This window comes from Allotabrizicola aquatica (SeqCode), from assembly GCF_965194375.1.
Classification (GTDB): Bacteria; Pseudomonadota; Alphaproteobacteria; order Rhodobacterales; family Rhodobacteraceae; genus Tabrizicola_A; species Tabrizicola_A aquatica.
Genome location: NZ_OZ239428.1, coordinates 355,037 through 372,022, shown reverse-complemented (window position 1 = coordinate 372,022; position 16,986 = coordinate 355,037). Strand labels below are relative to the sequence as shown.

Below are 16,986 nucleotides of genomic sequence, written 5' to 3'. Positions count from 1 at the left end.
ATATTTGGGCCGCATTGAAGGCGTCAGCGTTCTTTCACATAGGGCTCACCGCCCGCGCGGGGCGGGATGGCCTTGCCGACAAAGCCCGCGAGCACGAGGACCGTCAGGACATAAGGCAGCGCGTCGAGCATCGAGACCGGAACCTTTTGACCCACCACGCCTTCGACCACATCAGGGCGGAGTGCGAGGGCTTGGAAGAAGCCGAAGAGCATCGTCGCGCCCAAGGCTTGCCAAGGCCGCCATTTGGCGAAGATCAGAGCGGCGAGCGCGATATAGCCGCGCCCGGCCGTCATCTCGCGGCCAAAGCCAGCTTGCAGGGCTGTGGCCATATAGGCGCCGGCAAGGCCGCAGAGGACGCCCGTGATCATCACCGCGGCAAAGCGCAGCCCCATGACCGACACCCCCGCCGTATCGACCGAGGCCGGGTTTTCCCCCACCGCGCGCAGGCGCAGGCCAAAGCGGGTGCGATAAAGCAGCCACCATGTAAGCGGAACGCATGCGAGGGCCGCATAGACCAGGATCGAATGGCCCGAGATCACCTCATAGTAAAGCGGGCCGATGACGGGCACATCTTTCAGCGCCTCGGCAAAGGGCAGGGTGATGGGATTGAACCGCCCGTCGCCCGACAGGGGCGGCGTGCGCCCGCCTTGGCCAAAGAGCGCTTGCGCCGTCAGCACCGTGATGCCCGAGGCCAGAAAGTTCAGCGCCACGCCTGAGATAAGTTGATTGCCGCGGAAGGTGATCGAGGCGATGCCGTGCAAAACGGCGAACAGCATCGATCCCGCAATCGCCGCCAAAAGCCCGATCCAGACCGAACCGGTCAGGGCCGCCACCGCGCCTGCGCTCATCGCGGCCATCAGCATCTTGCCTTCCAACCCGATGTCGAAAATGCCCGCGCGTTCGGAGTAAAGCCCGGCCAAGCAGGCCAAGAGGAGGGGCGTGCCAAGGCGCAGCGTGCTGTCCAAAAGTTGCAGAAGCGTTGCGTAATCCATCACGCGGCTCCTTTCACGGCGGCAGGGCTGCGGAAAAGCGCAAAGACCCTGACCAGCATCATCCGCACCATGTAATCCAAGGCCCCGGTGAAGAGGATCACCAGACCCTGCACCACGATGCGCAATTCGATCGGGATCTTAGTCCACAGGCCCAGTTCCGCCCCACCTTGGAAGAGGAACCCGAAGAGAACCGCCGCCAGCACCACGCCCACCGGGTGATTGCGGCCCATGAGGGCCACGGCAATCCCGATGAACCCGGCGCCGGAGGCCGAGTTTTGCAACAGCCGTTCCGCCTCGCCCATCACGTTGTTGATCGCCATCAGGCCAGCAAGGCCGCCCGACAGAAGCATCGCAATCATCGTGATGCGAAACCCGTTGATCCCCGCATATTGCGCCGCCGCCCCCGGTTTGCCAAAGGCGCGGATCTGATAGCCAAGCCGCGTGCGCCACAGGATCGCCCAAACCACCCAAGCCGCCGCAAGGGCAATGAGGAAGGTGATATTGGCCGGCACATCCTTGGTGAAGAAGAGGTTGAAACCGGGGATATCGTTCAAGGTCGGCAGGTTGGTCACCTCGGGGAAATTGGCGGTGGCCGGGTCCATCTGGCCATCGGGGCGCAGCACGTCCACCAGCATGAACACCATCAAGGAGGCCGCGATATAGTTGAACATGATCGTCGTGATGACGATATGGCTGCCGCGTTTGGCCTGCAAATAGGCCGGGATAGCGGCCCAAGCGGCCCCGAAGAGGGCGGCTGCCATGGCCGCACCGATGAGGGCCAGCGACCAATGCGGCCAAGGCAGGAAGAGGCAGGCGAAGGCCACGCCAAGCCCGCCAAGCTGCGCCTGCCCCTCACCGCCGATGTTGAACAGGCCCGCATGAAAGGCAATCGTCACCGCAAGCCCGGTAAAGATGAAACTGGTGGTGTAATAGAGCGTATAGCCCCAGCCATAGGCCGACCCCAAGGCGCCGGTGACCATGGTGTTCAAGGCCTCCATCGGGTCTTGGCCAATCGCCAAGATCACCAGCGCCGAGATCAGCGCGGCCAGTGCGAGGCTGACCAGCGGCACAAGGGCGACATCGGCCCATTTCGGCAGTCGGTCCATCAGGCGGCCTCCCCGTTCATGCCGGCCATCAAGAGGCCCAACTCGCGTTCATTGGTCTGGGCCGGGTCGCGCAGGCCCATGATCTGGCCGTCAAACATCACCGCAATCCGGTCGGACAGGCTCATGATTTCATCCAGCTCCACCGACACCAACAGCACCGCCGTCCCCGCATCGCGCAAAGCGACGATCTGTTGGTGGATGAATTCAATCGCCCCAATGTCCACCCCCCGCGTCGGCTGGCCGATCAGCAACAGCGCGGGCTTGCGCTCCATCTCGCGGGCGACCACGATCTTTTGCTGGTTGCCCCCCGAAAAGGACTTGGCGGGCAAGGACGGGATCGGCGGGCGCACGTCGAAGGTGGCCATCTTCCGCTCGGTGTCGGCAATCAGCGCGGCATTGTCCATGAAGAGCGCGTTCTTCTGATAGGCCGGGTCGTTGTGATAGCCCAAGGCCACATTTTCCCAGGCCGCGAAATCCAAGATCAGCCCGTGGTGGTGGCGGTCCTCCGGCACATGGGCAATGCCCGCCGCGCGGCGCGACTGGCCGTCAGCGCCCTTGCCCGACAGCGGCAAGTCGGCCCCCTTCATGGTGATGCGCCCAGTGGCCCGCGCCATCCCGCCAAGGGCGGCCAAAAGCTCAGACTGCCCATTGCCTGCCACCCCGGCAATGCCAAGGATTTCCCCGGCGCGGATGTCAAAGCTGATGCCTTTCAGCCGCTCCACCCCGTGATCGTCCTTCACGCGCAGGTTTTGCACCGACAGAACCACCTCGCCGGGCGTGGCCGGGGCCTTCGCCACCTCCAAAAGCACCTTGCGGCCCACCATCAACTCGGCCAGCGCCTCCGGGCTGGTCTCGGCGGTCTTGACCGTGGCCACCATGGTGCCGCGCCGCATGACGCTGACATTGTCGGTCGCCTCCATGATCTCGCGCAGCTTGTGGGTGATCAGGATCACGGTCTTGCCCTGATCTTTCAGCCCTTTCAGAATGCGAAACAGATGGTCCGCCTCATCCGGGGTCAAAACCCCGGTCGGCTCGTCCAAAATCAGGATATCGGCTTGGCGATACAGCGCCTTCAGGATCTCCACCCGCTGCTGGTGGCCCACCGACAGATCTTCGATCAAGGCATCCGGATCGACGTCCAACTCATATTCCCGCGCCAGATCCGCCAGCACTTTCCGCGCCCGCGACAAGGAGGTGTTCAGCATCGGGCCATCCTCGGCCCCCAGGATCACGTTCTCCAGCACGGTAAAATTCTGCACCAGCTTGAAATGCTGGAACACCATGCCAATACCGGCGCGAATGGCGCTCTGGCTGTCAGGAATGGTGGTCAATTTGCCATCCACAAAGATCTGGCCCGCATCGGCTTTGTAAAAGCCATACAGAATCGACATCAGCGTCGACTTGCCCGCGCCGTTTTCGCCGATGATGCCGTGAATGGTGCCTTTCGGCACGGCAATGTTGATGTCTTTGTTGGCCTGAACCGGACCGAAGGCTTTGGAAATGCCCTTCAGCTCAATCGCGTATTGGGCGTCGCCCATGCGCATCTCTCCCCCGTGTGGAAAAGCAAGGCCCGTCCGCTGTGGCGCGGCTTCGGTAACTGGCCCTTGGTAAAATGTGCCGCGCCTGATGGGTCAGGCGCGGCACGGATGCAAGTCAGACGTTCTTAGAACGTGGCAGCCGGGCAGGTGTTGTCCGACATATAGTCGTGAACGACCAACTCACCCGATTTGATCTGAGCGGCGGCGGCATCAACGGCGGCCTGCATCTCAGGGGTCACAAGCGCCGCGTTGTTTTCGTCCATCGCATAGCCGACGCCGTCATTGGCCAGACCCATGACGTTGAAGCCGGGGGTCAGTGCTTCGCCTTCTTTGAAGGCCTCATACACAGCGTTGTCCACGCGCTTCAGCATCGAGGTCAGAACCTTGCCGGGGTGCATGTAGTTTTGGTTGCTGTCCACGCCGATCGACAGGATGCCTTCGTCGGCAGCGGTTTGCAGAACACCAATGCCGGTGCCGCCTGCGGCCGCATAGATCACGTCTGCGCCTTGGGCCTTCTGAGCCTTGGCCAGTTCCGCGCCCTTCACCGGGTCATTCCACGCTGTGGGGGTGGTGCCGGTCATGTTCAGAACCACGGTCGCATCGGGGTTCACAGCCTTGACGCCCTGCGCATAGCCGCAGCCGAACTTGCGGATCAGCGGGATGTCCATGCCGCCGATAAAGCCAACGGTGCCCGACTTCGACGCCAAGGCCGCCATCATGCCAACCAGATACGAGCCTTCATGCTCGTTGAAGACCACCGATTTGACGTTCGGCTGATCCACGACCATGTCGATGATCGCAAACTTGGTGTCCGGGAAATCCGGGGCCACTTTGGCCAGCACGTCGCCAAAGGCAAAGCCGGTCATGACAACGGGGTTCGAACCGGCTTCGGCCAGACGACGCAGCGCCTGTTCGCGCTGGGCTTCGTCCTGCATTTCCAGCTCTTTGTAGGTGCCGCCGGTTTCGGCTTTCCAACGCTCAGCGCCGTTGAAAGCGGCCTCGTTAAAGGATTTGTCGAACTTGCCGCCAAGGTCGAAAATGATCGCCGGCTCTGCCGAGGCAACGCCTGCGGTCAGGGCCAAGGTCGCGGCAGCGCCAAGCAAGTGTTTCATAAGGGTCATGGATGTTCTCCCGGTTACCATTCGTGTTGCCCTCTGTCGTGGCCGCAGCGGCCTTGTACAAGAGGATTGCCAACAGTTTAGGTCGAAAGCCGCGCAAAGGGTCAACAGGAATCTGTGAGCCGCCGAAGTGACGCCGGGTTTCGCCGATTGGCTGACCATTTGGCTGACAATTGGTATTACATTGGTTACATTAAGGATCTGACCAAGATCAGCGCATCTTCGGACGCGCCATCGGGTCGGTGGTAATAGCCCCGCCGCCGCCCGGCAGGGGCAAAGCCGCAGGCGGCATAAAGCGCACGGGCGGCGGCATTGCCTTCCGCCACCTCCAGAAAGGCCGATTCGCCTCCGCGCGCAATCGCCTCTGTCAGAAAGGCTCCCACAAGCGCCCCCCCCAGCCCCGCGCGGCGCTGATCGGGATGCACGGCGATGGTCAACAACTCCGCCTCACCCGCCACCACGCGGCCCAGCAAAAAGGCCCCGGGCCGGGTCAGCGCAAAGACCAGCGGGCTGGCCAAAAGGTCGGTGATCTCTGCCTCAGACCATGGGCGCGGGGTGGTAAAGGAACGCGCATGCAGCGCCGCCATCTCGGCCGGGGTCATGGCAAGATGACCGGGGGCGGGTCAGAGGGCGGGGCGGCATCGGCCCCGCGCAGGTAAAACGGCGCCGGGCGCGGCTGGGGCAGATCACGGGCGACTGCAAGGTGCGCCATCGCCTCGGCCAAGGGCATGGCCGGGGGCAGGGCAGCAGGCGCTGCAGCGTTTCCGGTGACATGCGCCGTCTCCACCACATGCGCCAGATCCGAGCCGTCCAGCAACAGCGCATCAGACGTCTCAGTGCCAAAGGCCTGGACATAAACCTCACCGCGCCTGGCATCTTCGACCACCGTAATCGGGCGCGGCAGGCCAAAGGCCAAGGCCTCAAGCCGGGTGATTCCAATCGCCGGAATCCCAAGCCCCAAGGCCAACCCCCGCGCAGCAGCGACCGCAATCCGCACCCCGGTGAAATTCCCCGGCCCGGTGCCGACAGCCAACCGCGTGAGGTCCGACCAGCCCAAGCCCGCCTCGCGCAACAGCTCCTCGAGCAGCGGCATCAGCCGCTCGGCCTGACCCTTTTCCATCGGCTCCAGCCGGGTCAGCACCCGGCCATCCGGCAAAAGCAAAGCGGCGGCGCAATGCGCCGCCGATGTGTCAAAGGCCAAAACCGTCTCAGCCATAGCTTTAGGCCGCAACCGGGCGCACCTCGGTGACTTCGGGGATATAGTGGCGCAAGAGGTTCTCGATCCCCATCTTCAGCGTCAGGGTCGAAGACGGGCAGCCCGCGCAGGCGCCCTTCATATGCAGATAGACGATCCCCCGGTCAAAGCCGTGGAAGGTGATGTCGCCGCCATCTTGGGCCACAGCCGGGCGCACGCGGGTGTCCAGCAGTTCCTTGATCTGGCGCACGATGTCGCTGTCCGGTCCGTCATGCGCCTGATGCGCGGCGGCCTGCTCGCCCTCAATCACCGGGGCGCCGGACTGGTAATGCTCCATGATCGCGCCCAAGATCGCGGGCTTGATATGGCCCCAATCCACCGCCTCGGCCTTAGTCACCGTTACGAAATCGGTGCCAAAGAACACGCCCGTCACCCCTGCCACCGCAAAGATGCGGGCGGCCAAAGGCGATTTGCCCGCCGTCTCAGAGCTCGGGAAATCGGCGGTGCCCATCTCCAACACGGTCTGGCCGGGCAGGAATTTCAGCGTCGCCGGGTTCGGCGTGGATTCGGTCTGGATGAACATCTGCGTATCTCCGACAGTTCAAGTCGGATATGCGCCCGAGGGGGGCAAGAGTCAAGGTTCGCCCGGCGGGTTGGCCCAGCTTGGCACCGGCATTGGCCGATCAATCCTGTGGGCTGTAATAGCCATACATCGCGTCCAACACCTCGGCCGCTGCGCTTTGTGCAGGCGGGCTGAGATGCGTGGTCGCTGGGACGGGAGGGGCCGAGTAATAGGCCAAACCCGGAATCTCAAAGGCTTTTGGCGGTGCGGTGCTGGGCAGGCTACGGGGATGAAGAGTCATGGCGACGTCCTTCTATGATCCCCCCTCAGTACAGACCCTACGTTATTTTCTGCATTGCAGCATTGATTCTTTTGCGCCCGCAGCATGCGCGCCCGGCATGGCGGTCAGGCGGCCTTAGGTGATGCTTTCCAGCCGTTCCTTGCTCATCTCGCCCGGAACAATGGTGATCGGGATCGGCAAGTTGCCCGAATTGCGCGACATTTGCGTGACCAGCGGGCCAGGGCCTGATTTGTCCGTGCCTGCGCCCAGAACCAGCACGCCAATCTCGGGATCCTCGCGCACCTGCGCCAAAATCTCGGTCGCCGGGTCACCTTCGCGGATCACAAGCTCGGGGTTCACCCCCTTCTTGTCGCGCATCCATTTGGCAAAGACCTGAAAATGCGCCTCGATCCGCTCGCGCGCCTCGGCGCGCATGAGGTCTGCGACCCCAATCCAGCCCTGAAACTCTTCAGGCCGGATGATCGACAAAATCTGCACCCCGCCGCCGGTATGGGCAGCGCGCAGCGCGGCAAAGCGCATGGCATTCAGACATTCGCGGCTGTCGTCGAGGACCACAAGGAACTTGCGCATAATCTCTCCCCTTCCAGTCGAGTATTGCCGGAAGGGGCGCGTCGGCGCAAGCCTTTGCGATCAGCTTAGCGATGCGAGGCCGCCCAATCCCAATAAATCGCCCGCGCGCGGGTCGCCATGGCGTGCGATTTGTAATGCGTGTCGTCAAAGCGGGTGACGCGGGTGACCTTGTTGAAGTTGCCGGTGAGGAACACCTCATCCGCGGCGTGCACCTCGTCAAAGCTGATGATCTTTTCCACCACCTCCACCCCATCGGCGCGCAGATTGGCGATGTGGCGCGACCGGGTGATCCCGGCGAGGAAGGTGCCATTGGCGATCGGGGTAAAGGCCACGCCATCCTTGACGATGAACACGTTCGCCGTGGCACTTTCGGCCACATTGCCAATCGCATCGGCGACAAGGGCGTTGGAAAAGCCCTTTTTGCGGGCCTCGGCGATCATGCGGTAATTGTTGGGGTACAGGCAGCCCGCCTTGGCGTTGCAGACGTTGTCGGCCAACACGGGGCGACGGAACGAGGTGGTGGTCAGCGTCACCGAATTTTCGGGCGCGGACATCGGAATCTCTTCCAGACAGACCGCAAAGCCCGTGTAATCGCGGTGCGGCCCAAGGCCATAACCGTCGTCTTCGATCCCCCAATACATCGGGCGGATGTAAAGCGCCTGATCGGCGCGATAGGATTTCAGCCCATCGCGCACAATGCCTTCGATGTCCTGCGCGGCATGGGTGGGCGTCATCAGCATCGCCTCGGCCGACCGGTTCACCCGCGCGCAATGCAGCGCAAGATCGGGCACCATGCCATCAAAGGAGCGCGCGCCGTCAAACACGGTCGATCCAAGCCACGACCCATGATCGGCCGCGCGCATGACGGGAATATTGCCCTCATGCCATTTGCCCTCGAAAAAGGTGCGGATATTGGTGCCCGATGCCATGGTGGTCCTCCCGAATTTCGGCGGAGTTAATCAGGATGGGCGGGCAAGGGAAAGGGGGGCCGATGTCGAAGCGGGGGCCAGCCCCCGCACCCCCGGAGTATTTTTGCCAAGATGAAAGCCGGGGCGGCGAAGGCGCGGGTCCGTGTGAAAAAAAGCGTCGCCGCTGGGGAACGGCGACGCGATAGGCAGAAGACGAGGCCGGGGAGCCTCAGCCGCGATTATGACGGGAGAATGAATCGATTCCGTGACGCTTTAGCGCCGCGACCGGATCATTCCCACGATGTCATAGACCTGATCGACGATCGGCCGCGCAATCGCCTCGGCGCGCTCGGCCCCTTGGCCCAAAATGCGGTCAATCTCGGCGGGGTCCTTCATCAACCGGTTCATCTCGGTGGTGATGGGGGCAAGCTTTGCCACGGCCAGATCGGCCAGCGCGGGCTTGAAGGTGCCAAACTGCGCACCTGCGAAATCGGCGATCACCTGATCCACGGTATGCCCGGCCAAGGCGGCATAGATGTTCACCAGATTGCGCGCATCGGGGCGGTCTTTCAGCCCTTCTACCGTGTCAGGCAAAGGCTCGGGGTCGGTCTTGGCCTTGCGGATCTTGGCGGCGATCTGGTCGGCATCATCGGTCAGGTTGATGCGGCTTTGATCGGAAGGGTCGGATTTCGACATCTTCTTGGTGCCATCGCGCAGGGACATCACGCGGGTTGCTGCCCCTTCGATCAAGGGATCGACCACCGGGAAGAAATCCACCTTGAAGTCATTGTTGAACTTGATCGCGATGTCGCGGGTCAGTTCCAGATGCTGCTTTTGATCCTCGCCCACCGGGACCATGGTGGCATGATAGGCCAGAATGTCGGCGGCCATCAGGGCGGGATAGGCGAAAAGGCCCAAGGATGCCGCTTCGGCGTTTTTGCCCGCCTTGTCCTTCCACTGGGTCATGCGCCCCATCCAGCCCATGCGCGCCACGCAGTTGAAAATCCACGCGAGTTCCGCATGGGCCGTCACTTGGCTTTGGTTGAAGAGCACCGAGCGTGCCGGATCAATCCCCGCCGCGATAAAGGCCGCAGCCCCTTCGCGGGTTTGCTGGCGCAGCTTTTCCGGGTCTTGCCAGACGGTGATCGCATGCAGATCGACAAGACAATAGATCGTCTCGATCCCTTCATCCTGCTTTTCGACAAAGCGTTTCAGCGCGCCAAGGTAATTGCCAAGGGTCAACCCGCCCGAAGGCTGGATGCCCGAGAAAATCCGGGGCTTGAATTGGGTCTGAGGCGTTTGGACCGGCTCGGACATCGGGAACTCCATCTGGAATGTTGTGCCGCATCGGCTTATCGCTGTGGGGCAGGGGCGTCAATGAAGCCCCGAGGAGAGTTGCATGCAAGATCACACCGCCGCCCCGCTGAACCCCTTGCCGCCCGCGGTTTGGGCCTTGGCCCTGCCGATGATCGCGATGGAGATTGTGCTGCAGCTGGGGGCGTCCGGCGTCGCAGGCGGCCCCGAGGCGGTGGGCTGGCGGATCGATGCCATCACCCGGCTGGCCTTTGTGCCCGACCTCTGGCGTGAGATGCTGTCCTTGGGCCAGTTCCCGCCCGAGCATCTGGCGCGGTTTGTCGGCTATGCCTTTGTGCATGGCAACCTGACCCATACGGTCTTTGCCGTGGTCATCCTTCTGGCGCTGGGCAAGTTTGTGGGCGAGGTTTTGCGCTTTTGGGCGGTTCTGGCGGTGTTTCTTGCCGCCACGATTGCCGGGGCCTTCGCCTATGGCCTTTGGGCCGGGCCGCAGCCGCTGTTTGGGGCCTATCCCGGCGATTACGGGTTGGTAGGGGCCTTCACCTACCTCATGTGGCTGCGGTTGGCCGGATCGGGAAGCGAATACCGCGCCTTCACGATGATCGGCTTTCTTCTGGCCGCGCAGCTTCTCTTTGGTGTCTTGACGGGCGGCCCGTTGGATTGGGTATCGACTTGGGTTGGACTTCTAGTGGACGGGAACCTTGATCTCGCCAGTCAGCATTTTTTGAAAGGTTTCAGTGACGATGGCGTAATTTGGGTGGAGGGCAGGCTCGGTTTCGTGGCCGATCTCGCAGGCTTTGCCGCGGGCTTTGCCGTGACCATTCTGGTGGTGCCCGGCGGGATTGGCCGGTTGATGGACCGCCTGCGTCAGCGCTGACCGCGCAGGCCCTTCAACTCTGACCAGCGAAAGGCTTTCAGCGCAAAGCCGCTGCCGAAATAGGCCACGCCGCCAAGGCCCACCAGCAGCGCCAGCGCCGGATAGCGCCAGCCCGCCGCTTGCAGCCAAGGCTGCAACAAAAGCGCCCCGGCCCAGACCACCAGAACCATCGCCACACAGGCCATCAAGACCAAGGGCAGGCGCGACATCAGCCGGTCGTCAAACTGCGCCTCTGGCCCCATCCGGCGCGCGCCCCACCACAATTGCCCCACCATGATCCAGGCTGACAATGTGGTGGCCAGCGCTGCGGCGGTAAAGCCGATCAGCGGCATCAGACCCACGGCCAGCACCGCATTGGTGACCATCGACCAGACCGCATAGCGAAACGGGCTGCGCGTATCTTCCCGCGCGAAATACAAGGGCTGCATCACCTTTTGCAGCACAAAGGCCGGCAGCCCTGCGGCATAGATCGCAAGCGCAAGTGCCGTATTGGCCGTGTCCACTGCGCCAAAGGCGCCGCGCTGATACAAGACCTCGATGATCGGATGCGACAGCACCATCAGCCCCACGGCCGAAGGCAGCGTCAAGACCAGCGCAAACTCGGTCCCCCGGTTGAACGCATCCTGCCCCCCTGCCGCGTCATTCGCGCGCAGACGGCGCGACAGTTCCGGCAACAAGACCGTGCCGACCGCAATCGCCACCACGCCCAAGGGCAGTTGATACAGCCGGTCCGCATAGACCAGCCACGAAATCGCGCCCTCGGTCCCCGAGGCGACCTGCCGCGACACCAAAAGGTTCACCTGCACCACGCCCCCGGCCAGCATCGCAGGCCCGGCGACGATCAAAAGCCGCTTCAGGTCCGGCGTCATCTGCGGCATCCGCAGGCGCGGCACAAAGCCAATGCGCGCGGCGGCAACCCACGTGAACGCCAATTGCGCCACCCCCGTCACTGGCACCGTCCAGGCCAGCGTCAGGCCCATATCCCAGCCTGCAACAGCGGCCAGCCACATGGCGGCAATGAACACAAGGTTCATCAAAACCGGCACAAATCCGGCCTCGGCAAAGCGGCCATGGGCGTTCAGCACACCCGCCAGCATGGCGAAAAGCGAGATGAAGAAGATATAGCAAAAGGTGATCCGGCCATAAGTTACCGCCAGATCAAACCGCGCATCCCCCACAAAGCCCGAGGCCATGGCCCAGACCAGAAACGGCATCGCCACCGTGCCAATCAGCACCAGTGCCAGCAGAATGGCCGACAGGCCCGCAAAGGCGTCTTGGGCAAAGGTTTCGGCATCCTCGCCTGCCTCAAGCTTCTTGGCATAGATCGGCACAAAGGCCTGATTGAAGGCCCCTTCGGCGAAAAACCGGCGGAACATATTGGGCAGCGAAAAGGCGACGTTAAAGGCATCGGCCACCGCGCCCGCGCCCAGATAATTCGCCATCATCAGATCGCGCGCGAGCCCCGCACCGCGTGACACCAGCGTCCAGATCCCCAAGGTCATGATGTTGCGGATCATCCGTGCCGCGCCGCTCATGCGCTGGCCCTTTCCGCGCCTTCTGTGATCGCCTGACGCAACTTCTTCTCCAATGCTTCTTGACGGTTCTTCGCGTGCAGTTTCAGACCGAACATGTCTTTCACATAGAAGGTGTCCACCACCTGCGCGCCATAGGTGGCAATCACCGCACTGGAAATCTGCATGTTGTTGACCGCCAGCGTGCGGGTCAGGTCAAACAACAGGCCGGGCCGATCGCGGGTGTCGACCTCGATGATCGTGTAAATCTCGGACCCCTCATTGTCGAAGGTGATATGGGTCGGAAAACGGAACTCGCGCTCGCGCTTTTTCACCTTATCGCGCCCGGCCAAAGCCTCGCGCGCCACAACTTCGCCCTTCAGCGTCTTGTCGATCATCTGCGTCAGACGCGGCAACCGCTCCACGTCATAGGGCTTGCCCTCGGCGTCCTGTATCCAGAACACCGGCGTCGCATAGCCGTCTTTCGACGTATAGGTCTTGGCATCCACCACATTGGCCCCGACCAAAGCCAAGGCCCCGGCCAGACGGCTGAAAATGCCGGGATGGTCGGCCAAGGCAAAGGCCGCGCGGGTGGCATCGCGCGCGGGTTCTGGGTGCAGGTCTATGCGAATTTCGCTGTCGTCCAACCCCTGCAGCAACCGGGCAAACACCTCTTGGGTGTCGGTGGTCAGGCCCTGCCAATAGGGCGCATAATGGCGCGCCCATTCGGCGCGGATCGCCTCATCGGTCCAATCCACCAGCCGGGCGCGCAACGCGGCCTTCGCCTCATCCTCGCGCTTTTCGCGGTTGATGCTTTCCAGCCCGCCTTCCAGCGCATCGGTCGTCAACCCGTGCAACTGGCGCAAAAGCATGGCCTTCCAGTTGTTCCACGTGTTCGGCCCGACCCCGCGAATGTCGCAAACCGTCAGCACTGTCAAAAGGTCCAACCGCTTGCGGGTTTTCACCGCCTTGGCAAAATCGCGCACCGTGCGCGGATCGCCAATATCGCGCTTCTGCGCCATGTCTGACATGAGAAGGTGATAGCGCACCAGCCATTCGACGGTCTCGCTTTCTTCCTCATCCAGCCCCAGCCGCGGCGCAATCCGCCGCGCCATCTGCGCGCCGATGATCGAATGATCCTCAGGCCGCCCTTTGCCAATGTCATGCAACAAAAGCGCGACATAAAGCACCCGCCGACTGATCCCCTCTTTCAGGATCGACGACGACAGCGGCAAATCCTCCACCAACTCGCCGCGCTCAATCTGCGCAAGGGTCGAGATGGTCTGGATGATATGCTCGTCCACCGTGTAATGGTGATAGACGTTGAACTGCATCATCGCGACGATGTTTTCGAACTCGGGGATAAAGGCCGACAAGACCCCCAATTCGTTCATCCGCCGCAAGGCACGTTCCGGATTGCCGTGCTTCAGCATCAGATCCAGAAAGATGCGCTGCGCCTCGGGGTCGTCGCGCATCTCGTCGTCAATCAGGTCCAGATTGGCCGCGATCAACCGCATGATATTGGGGTGCAAGAGATAGCCTGACCGCAACGCCTCCTCAAAGGCGCGCAACAGGTTCAGCTTGTCCGACAGGAACTTCGCCGGGTCCGCCGCATCAATCCGGCCCTGCACCAGCTTATAGCCCTTGGCCACCGATTTGCGGCTGAAAAACCCCATCAGCCGCGCCTCTGGCTTGGCGTGACGGGCCTCCAACTCGGTCAGAAACACGCGGGTCAATTCGCCCACACGGGTGGCGTGGCGGAAATAGTCCTGCATGAAATGCTCAACCGCGCGGCGGCCATGCCCGTCGCGATAGCCCATCCGCGCGGCGACCTCTACCTGCATGTCAAAGGTCAGCTGATCCACCGGGCGCTTGGCGATGTAATGCAAATGGCACCGCGCGGCCCACAGGAAGTTCTCGGCCCGCTCGAACTGGGCATATTCCTCGCCCGTCAAAAGCCCCGCCGCCACCAACCCGGCAGAGGACGGCACCCGGTGCAGATATTTGCCAATCCAATAGAGCGTCTGCAAATCGCGCAGACCCCCCTTGGCCTCTTTGACATTCGGTTCCAGCACATACCGCTGCCCGCCTTGGCGCTTGTGCCGCTCGGCGCGCTCGGCCAGCTTCGCCTCAATGAACTCGCGCCCCGTGGTCTTGAAGAGATCGCCCCAAAGCCGGTCACTCAGCTCGGTCTCAAGCGGCGCATGGCCGCAGATGAACCGATGCTCCAAAAGCGCGGTGCGGATGGTGATGTCGTCGCGCCCAAGCCGCAGGCAATCGGCCACAGTGCGGCTGGAATGGCCGACCTTCAGCTTCAGATCCCACAGCATATACAGCATGGATTCGATCACCGCCTCGGCCCAAGGGGTGATCTTCCACGGCGTCAGAAACAGCAAATCCACATCGGAATGCGGCGCCATTTCGGCCCGCCCATAGCCACCCACCGCCAGAACCGCGATGCGCTCGCCCTCGGTGGGGTTGGACAAAGGGTGCAGATGCTGGGCAACCGCCAGCGCGGTCCTCACCAACCCATCGGTCAGCCGCGATTGGTCGCTGACCAGTTCGCGGGCGCGCAACGGGGCCTCGGCAAAGGCCGCCGCAAGCGCCGCATTGGCCCGGGCTTTTTCGGCCGCCATATGGCGCACGGCACAGGCCCGCGCGGCGCGCGCATCGGTGTCGGTCAACCCCGCAATCTCGGCGCAGATCGCGGCGGTCAGGCTTGGGGCGTCAATCAGATCGGTGTGCGGCACAAGACCCGTGGCCGCAGGGGCTGCGGTCGCCGGGACCTCGGGGGTAGAATTTAACCTCATCCCGTCAGATCCCGGCGTGTCAGATCAGAACCCCGGCCCGGCAAAGCTGCGCGGCGCGGAATCGATGATAACGGCTTGCCCGTCTTTGATCTGAGCAACAGCAAGGCCGCGCTCGTTCTTGCCATCCTCAAGCAGGCGGAAGATGCCGTTGACGCCGACAAACCCGGCCGATTGGGTCAGCGCATCGCGCGGCAACGGGCCCCGCAGGCTCGACCGGCTCAGCGCGCCGACAGCGGCAATCCCGTCATAGGCCAAGCCCGCAATCGGATGCGGCGCCTCGGCATAGGCGGCGGTAAAGCGGTTTTGGAACTGCGCGAAAAGCGCCGGATCCGGCAGCGCAAACCAGCCGCCCTGCACGCCGGGCAGGCCCAAGGTCGCGGCGGGAATATCCCAGCGGGTCAGGCCAATGAACTGGGCATCCGCCGAGGACAGCCCGTTGTCGACCAAAAGCTGCGAGATCAAGGGCAAGGCCCCCGAACTGTCCGCCGTCATAAAGACAGCCTGCGCGCCGGTCTCTCGTGCTGCGCGTACCAAAGCAGGGGCGGCCGAGACGACGCCGTTTTGCGAAAACTCGTAATCGCCCACGGACACCACGGTGCCCCCAGTGGCACGCACGCCCCGCTCAATCGCGGCACGGCCGATGGTCCCGGCGGTGTTGCGATCATGCACGATCATGATGTTGCCCTTGCCCTGACGCACCGCAAAGCTGGCCAGACGCGCGGCGGTGTTGTCAAAGGTTGGCCCCAGAACAAAGACGTTGTTCCCGGCAATGTCGGGATTGTTCGAGAAGGACAAGACGTTCACGCCCGAGGCAGCCACCGCAACCCCGGCGGCATTGGCCTCTTGGGCAAAGACCGGCCCAAGGATGACCTGCGCGCCATCAGCCACAGCCTTTTGCGCCTGCGCGGCAGCTTGGGAAGGCGATCCGGCGGTGTTGTAAACGCGCAGATCAATCTCCACGTTTTGCAAATCGCCCATCGCCAGCCGCGCGGCATTCTCAAGGCTCTTGGCCAAAACCTCGTCGCTGAGCTGACCCGAGCCACCCGGCACCAACAGGGCGACCTGAATGGCCCCGCTGCCCGAGCCACCCGAAGGCGACAAACCGCCTCCCGGGACACAGGCCGCAAGCACGGCAGTGGCGGCAACAAGGGCAAGATGGCCCAGCGACTTGCGGGCCCGACGCAAAACAGACAACATCTGACAATTCCCCACTCGAAGAGATTGGTACACGAAGGCGGAAGTTAAGGCCTTCGCCGGGGGAAGTAAACGCAAAGAGGAGGGCATGGGCCCATGGCAGGCGGCAAGACGGTGCATGAGCTAACCCCGCTGGCGCCCGGGCTCTATCTGGTGGCCACCCCAATCGGGACGGCCCGCGACATCACGCTTCGGGCGCTGGATGTCTTGGCCTCGGCCGATGTGCTGGCGGCCGAGGACACCCGGACCTTGCGGCACCTCATGGAAATCCACGGCATCCCCTTGGGCAAGCGGCCGCTTGTGGCCTGTCATGACCACAACGAGGCGCAGACCAGCCCGCGTCTTGTGCAAGCCATCGCCGAGGGCAAATCGGTGGCCTATGCCTCCGAGGCGGGCACGCCGATGGTGTCAGATCCGGGCTTTCCCTTGGCGCGGGCGGTGATTGAAGAGGGCCTGATGGTGACAGCAGCCCCCGGCCCCTCAGCCGCGCTCTGCGCGCTGATGGTGGCGGGCCTGCCCACCGACCGCTTTGTCTTTGCCGGATTTGCCCCCAGCACCAAGGCCGCGCGCCGCAGCTTTCTGCAAGACTTGGCGCATCAACCGGCGACGCTGGTGCTTTATGAAAGCCCAAGGCGCATTAACCAAATCTTGGAAGATCTCTGCGATATCTTGGGAGAAGGGCGCAAAATGGCGCTCTGCCGCGAATTGACCAAGCGATTCGAAGAGGTGATCCTCGGCACCGTGGCCGAGGTGCGCGCAGCGTGCCAAGACCGCGACTTGAAGGGAGAGATCGTGCTTGTTCTCGGGCGCGGTGAGGCGGTTGAAGCAGATGCGGCGACAATTGAGGCAGCTTTGGATCGGGCGTTGACAACGATGAAGGTCAAGGATGCTGCGACAGCCGTCGCAGAGGCTTTCGGTCTGCCAAAACGCGATGTGTATCAAATGGCGCTGGCCCGCGGGTCTGCGGATCGGTCAAAGTAAAGGAATCGG

At 62.8% G+C, this 16,986-nt stretch carries 16 protein-coding genes; 2 read left to right on the top strand and 14 right to left on the bottom strand.

Translation table 11 applies throughout. The features are described from left to right. Positions 1–23: 23 nt before the first annotated feature. The 11 genes from AC72UB_RS15030 to trpS form a co-directional block, all read right to left on the bottom strand. Positions 24–992, bottom strand: coding sequence for an ABC transporter permease (locus AC72UB_RS15030; protein ID WP_505190481.1), 969 nt, complete (start codon positions 990–992; stop codon positions 24–26). Then, the gene (locus AC72UB_RS15025; RefSeq protein ID WP_505190480.1) at positions 992–2,098 is read right to left on the bottom strand and encodes an ABC transporter permease; all 1,107 of its coding nucleotides are present in this window, start codon (positions 2,096–2,098) and stop codon (positions 992–994) included. Before AC72UB_RS15025 ends, AC72UB_RS15030 begins: the two co-directional genes overlap by 1 nt. Further along, positions 2,098–3,636, bottom strand: a complete 1,539-nt coding sequence (locus AC72UB_RS15020; protein WP_505190479.1) for an ABC transporter ATP-binding protein — start codon at positions 3,634–3,636, stop codon at positions 2,098–2,100. Before AC72UB_RS15020 ends, AC72UB_RS15025 begins: the two co-directional genes overlap by 1 nt. 125 nt (positions 3,637–3,761) lie before the next feature. Continuing rightward, entirely contained in the window at positions 3,762–4,757 is a 996-nt protein-coding gene (locus AC72UB_RS15015; protein WP_505190478.1) for a BMP family lipoprotein, read from the bottom strand. Between the two features lie 185 nt (positions 4,758–4,942). Further along, entirely contained in the window at positions 4,943–5,356 is a 414-nt protein-coding gene (locus tag AC72UB_RS15010) for a GNAT family N-acetyltransferase (RefSeq protein WP_505190477.1), read from the bottom strand. Further along, complete coding sequence (gene tsaB, locus AC72UB_RS15005; protein WP_505190476.1) at positions 5,353–5,970, bottom strand: tRNA (adenosine(37)-N6)-threonylcarbamoyltransferase complex dimerization subunit type 1 TsaB; 618 nt, start codon at positions 5,968–5,970, stop codon at positions 5,353–5,355. The genes AC72UB_RS15010 and tsaB overlap by 4 nt, the downstream gene beginning before the upstream one ends. 4 nt (positions 5,971–5,974) lie before the next feature. Further along, the gene (locus tag AC72UB_RS15000; RefSeq protein WP_463289283.1) at positions 5,975–6,532 is read right to left on the bottom strand and encodes a NifU family protein; all 558 of its coding nucleotides are present in this window, start codon (positions 6,530–6,532) and stop codon (positions 5,975–5,977) included. A gap of 100 nt (positions 6,533–6,632) precedes the next feature. Next, complete coding sequence (locus tag AC72UB_RS14995; protein ID WP_505190475.1) at positions 6,633–6,812, bottom strand: hypothetical protein; 180 nt, start codon at positions 6,810–6,812, stop codon at positions 6,633–6,635. A 114-nt stretch (positions 6,813–6,926) separates the two neighbouring features. Then, positions 6,927–7,382 carry a universal stress protein gene (locus tag AC72UB_RS14990; protein ID WP_505190474.1) on the bottom strand — a complete coding sequence of 152 codons (456 nt, stop codon included), beginning with the start codon at positions 7,380–7,382 and terminating at the stop codon, positions 6,927–6,929. Between the two features lie 65 nt (positions 7,383–7,447). After that, the gene (locus AC72UB_RS14985; protein WP_463289286.1) at positions 7,448–8,311 is read right to left on the bottom strand and encodes a branched-chain amino acid aminotransferase; all 864 of its coding nucleotides are present in this window, start codon (positions 8,309–8,311) and stop codon (positions 7,448–7,450) included. 252 nt (positions 8,312–8,563) lie between these two features. Further along, complete coding sequence (gene trpS, locus AC72UB_RS14980; protein ID WP_463289287.1) at positions 8,564–9,607, bottom strand: tryptophan--tRNA ligase; 1,044 nt, start codon at positions 9,605–9,607, stop codon at positions 8,564–8,566. Between the two features lie 82 nt (positions 9,608–9,689). Between trpS and AC72UB_RS14975 the strand changes: the two genes are divergently transcribed. Then, positions 9,690–10,481: a rhomboid family intramembrane serine protease gene (locus AC72UB_RS14975; protein ID WP_505190473.1), complete on the top strand. Its 792-nt coding sequence runs from the start codon at positions 9,690–9,692 to the stop codon at positions 10,479–10,481. On the opposite strand, the gene murJ is transcribed toward AC72UB_RS14975, so the two are convergent. The 3 genes from murJ to AC72UB_RS14960 are packed head-to-tail and all read right to left on the bottom strand — an operon-like array spanning position 10,472 to position 15,999. Then, a complete protein-coding gene (gene murJ / locus AC72UB_RS14970) occupies positions 10,472–12,016 on the bottom strand; it encodes a murein biosynthesis integral membrane protein MurJ (protein WP_505190472.1) in 1,545 nt (514 codons plus the stop codon). The genes AC72UB_RS14975 and murJ overlap by 10 nt on opposite strands. Beyond that, a complete protein-coding gene (locus tag AC72UB_RS14965) occupies positions 12,013–14,802 on the bottom strand; it encodes a [protein-PII] uridylyltransferase (RefSeq protein WP_505190471.1) in 2,790 nt (929 codons plus the stop codon). The genes murJ and AC72UB_RS14965 overlap by 4 nt, the downstream gene beginning before the upstream one ends. A 24-nt stretch (positions 14,803–14,826) precedes the next feature. Then, positions 14,827–15,999 (bottom strand): penicillin-binding protein activator, encoded by a 1,173-nt coding sequence (locus tag AC72UB_RS14960; RefSeq protein ID WP_505190470.1) that lies wholly within the window; start codon positions 15,997–15,999, stop codon positions 14,827–14,829. Between the two features lie 93 nt (positions 16,000–16,092). Between AC72UB_RS14960 and rsmI the strand changes: the two genes are divergently transcribed. After that, positions 16,093–16,977 (top strand): 16S rRNA (cytidine(1402)-2'-O)-methyltransferase, encoded by an 885-nt coding sequence (gene rsmI, locus AC72UB_RS14955; protein ID WP_505190469.1) that lies wholly within the window; start codon positions 16,093–16,095, stop codon positions 16,975–16,977. Positions 16,978–16,986: the final 9 nt, after the last annotated feature.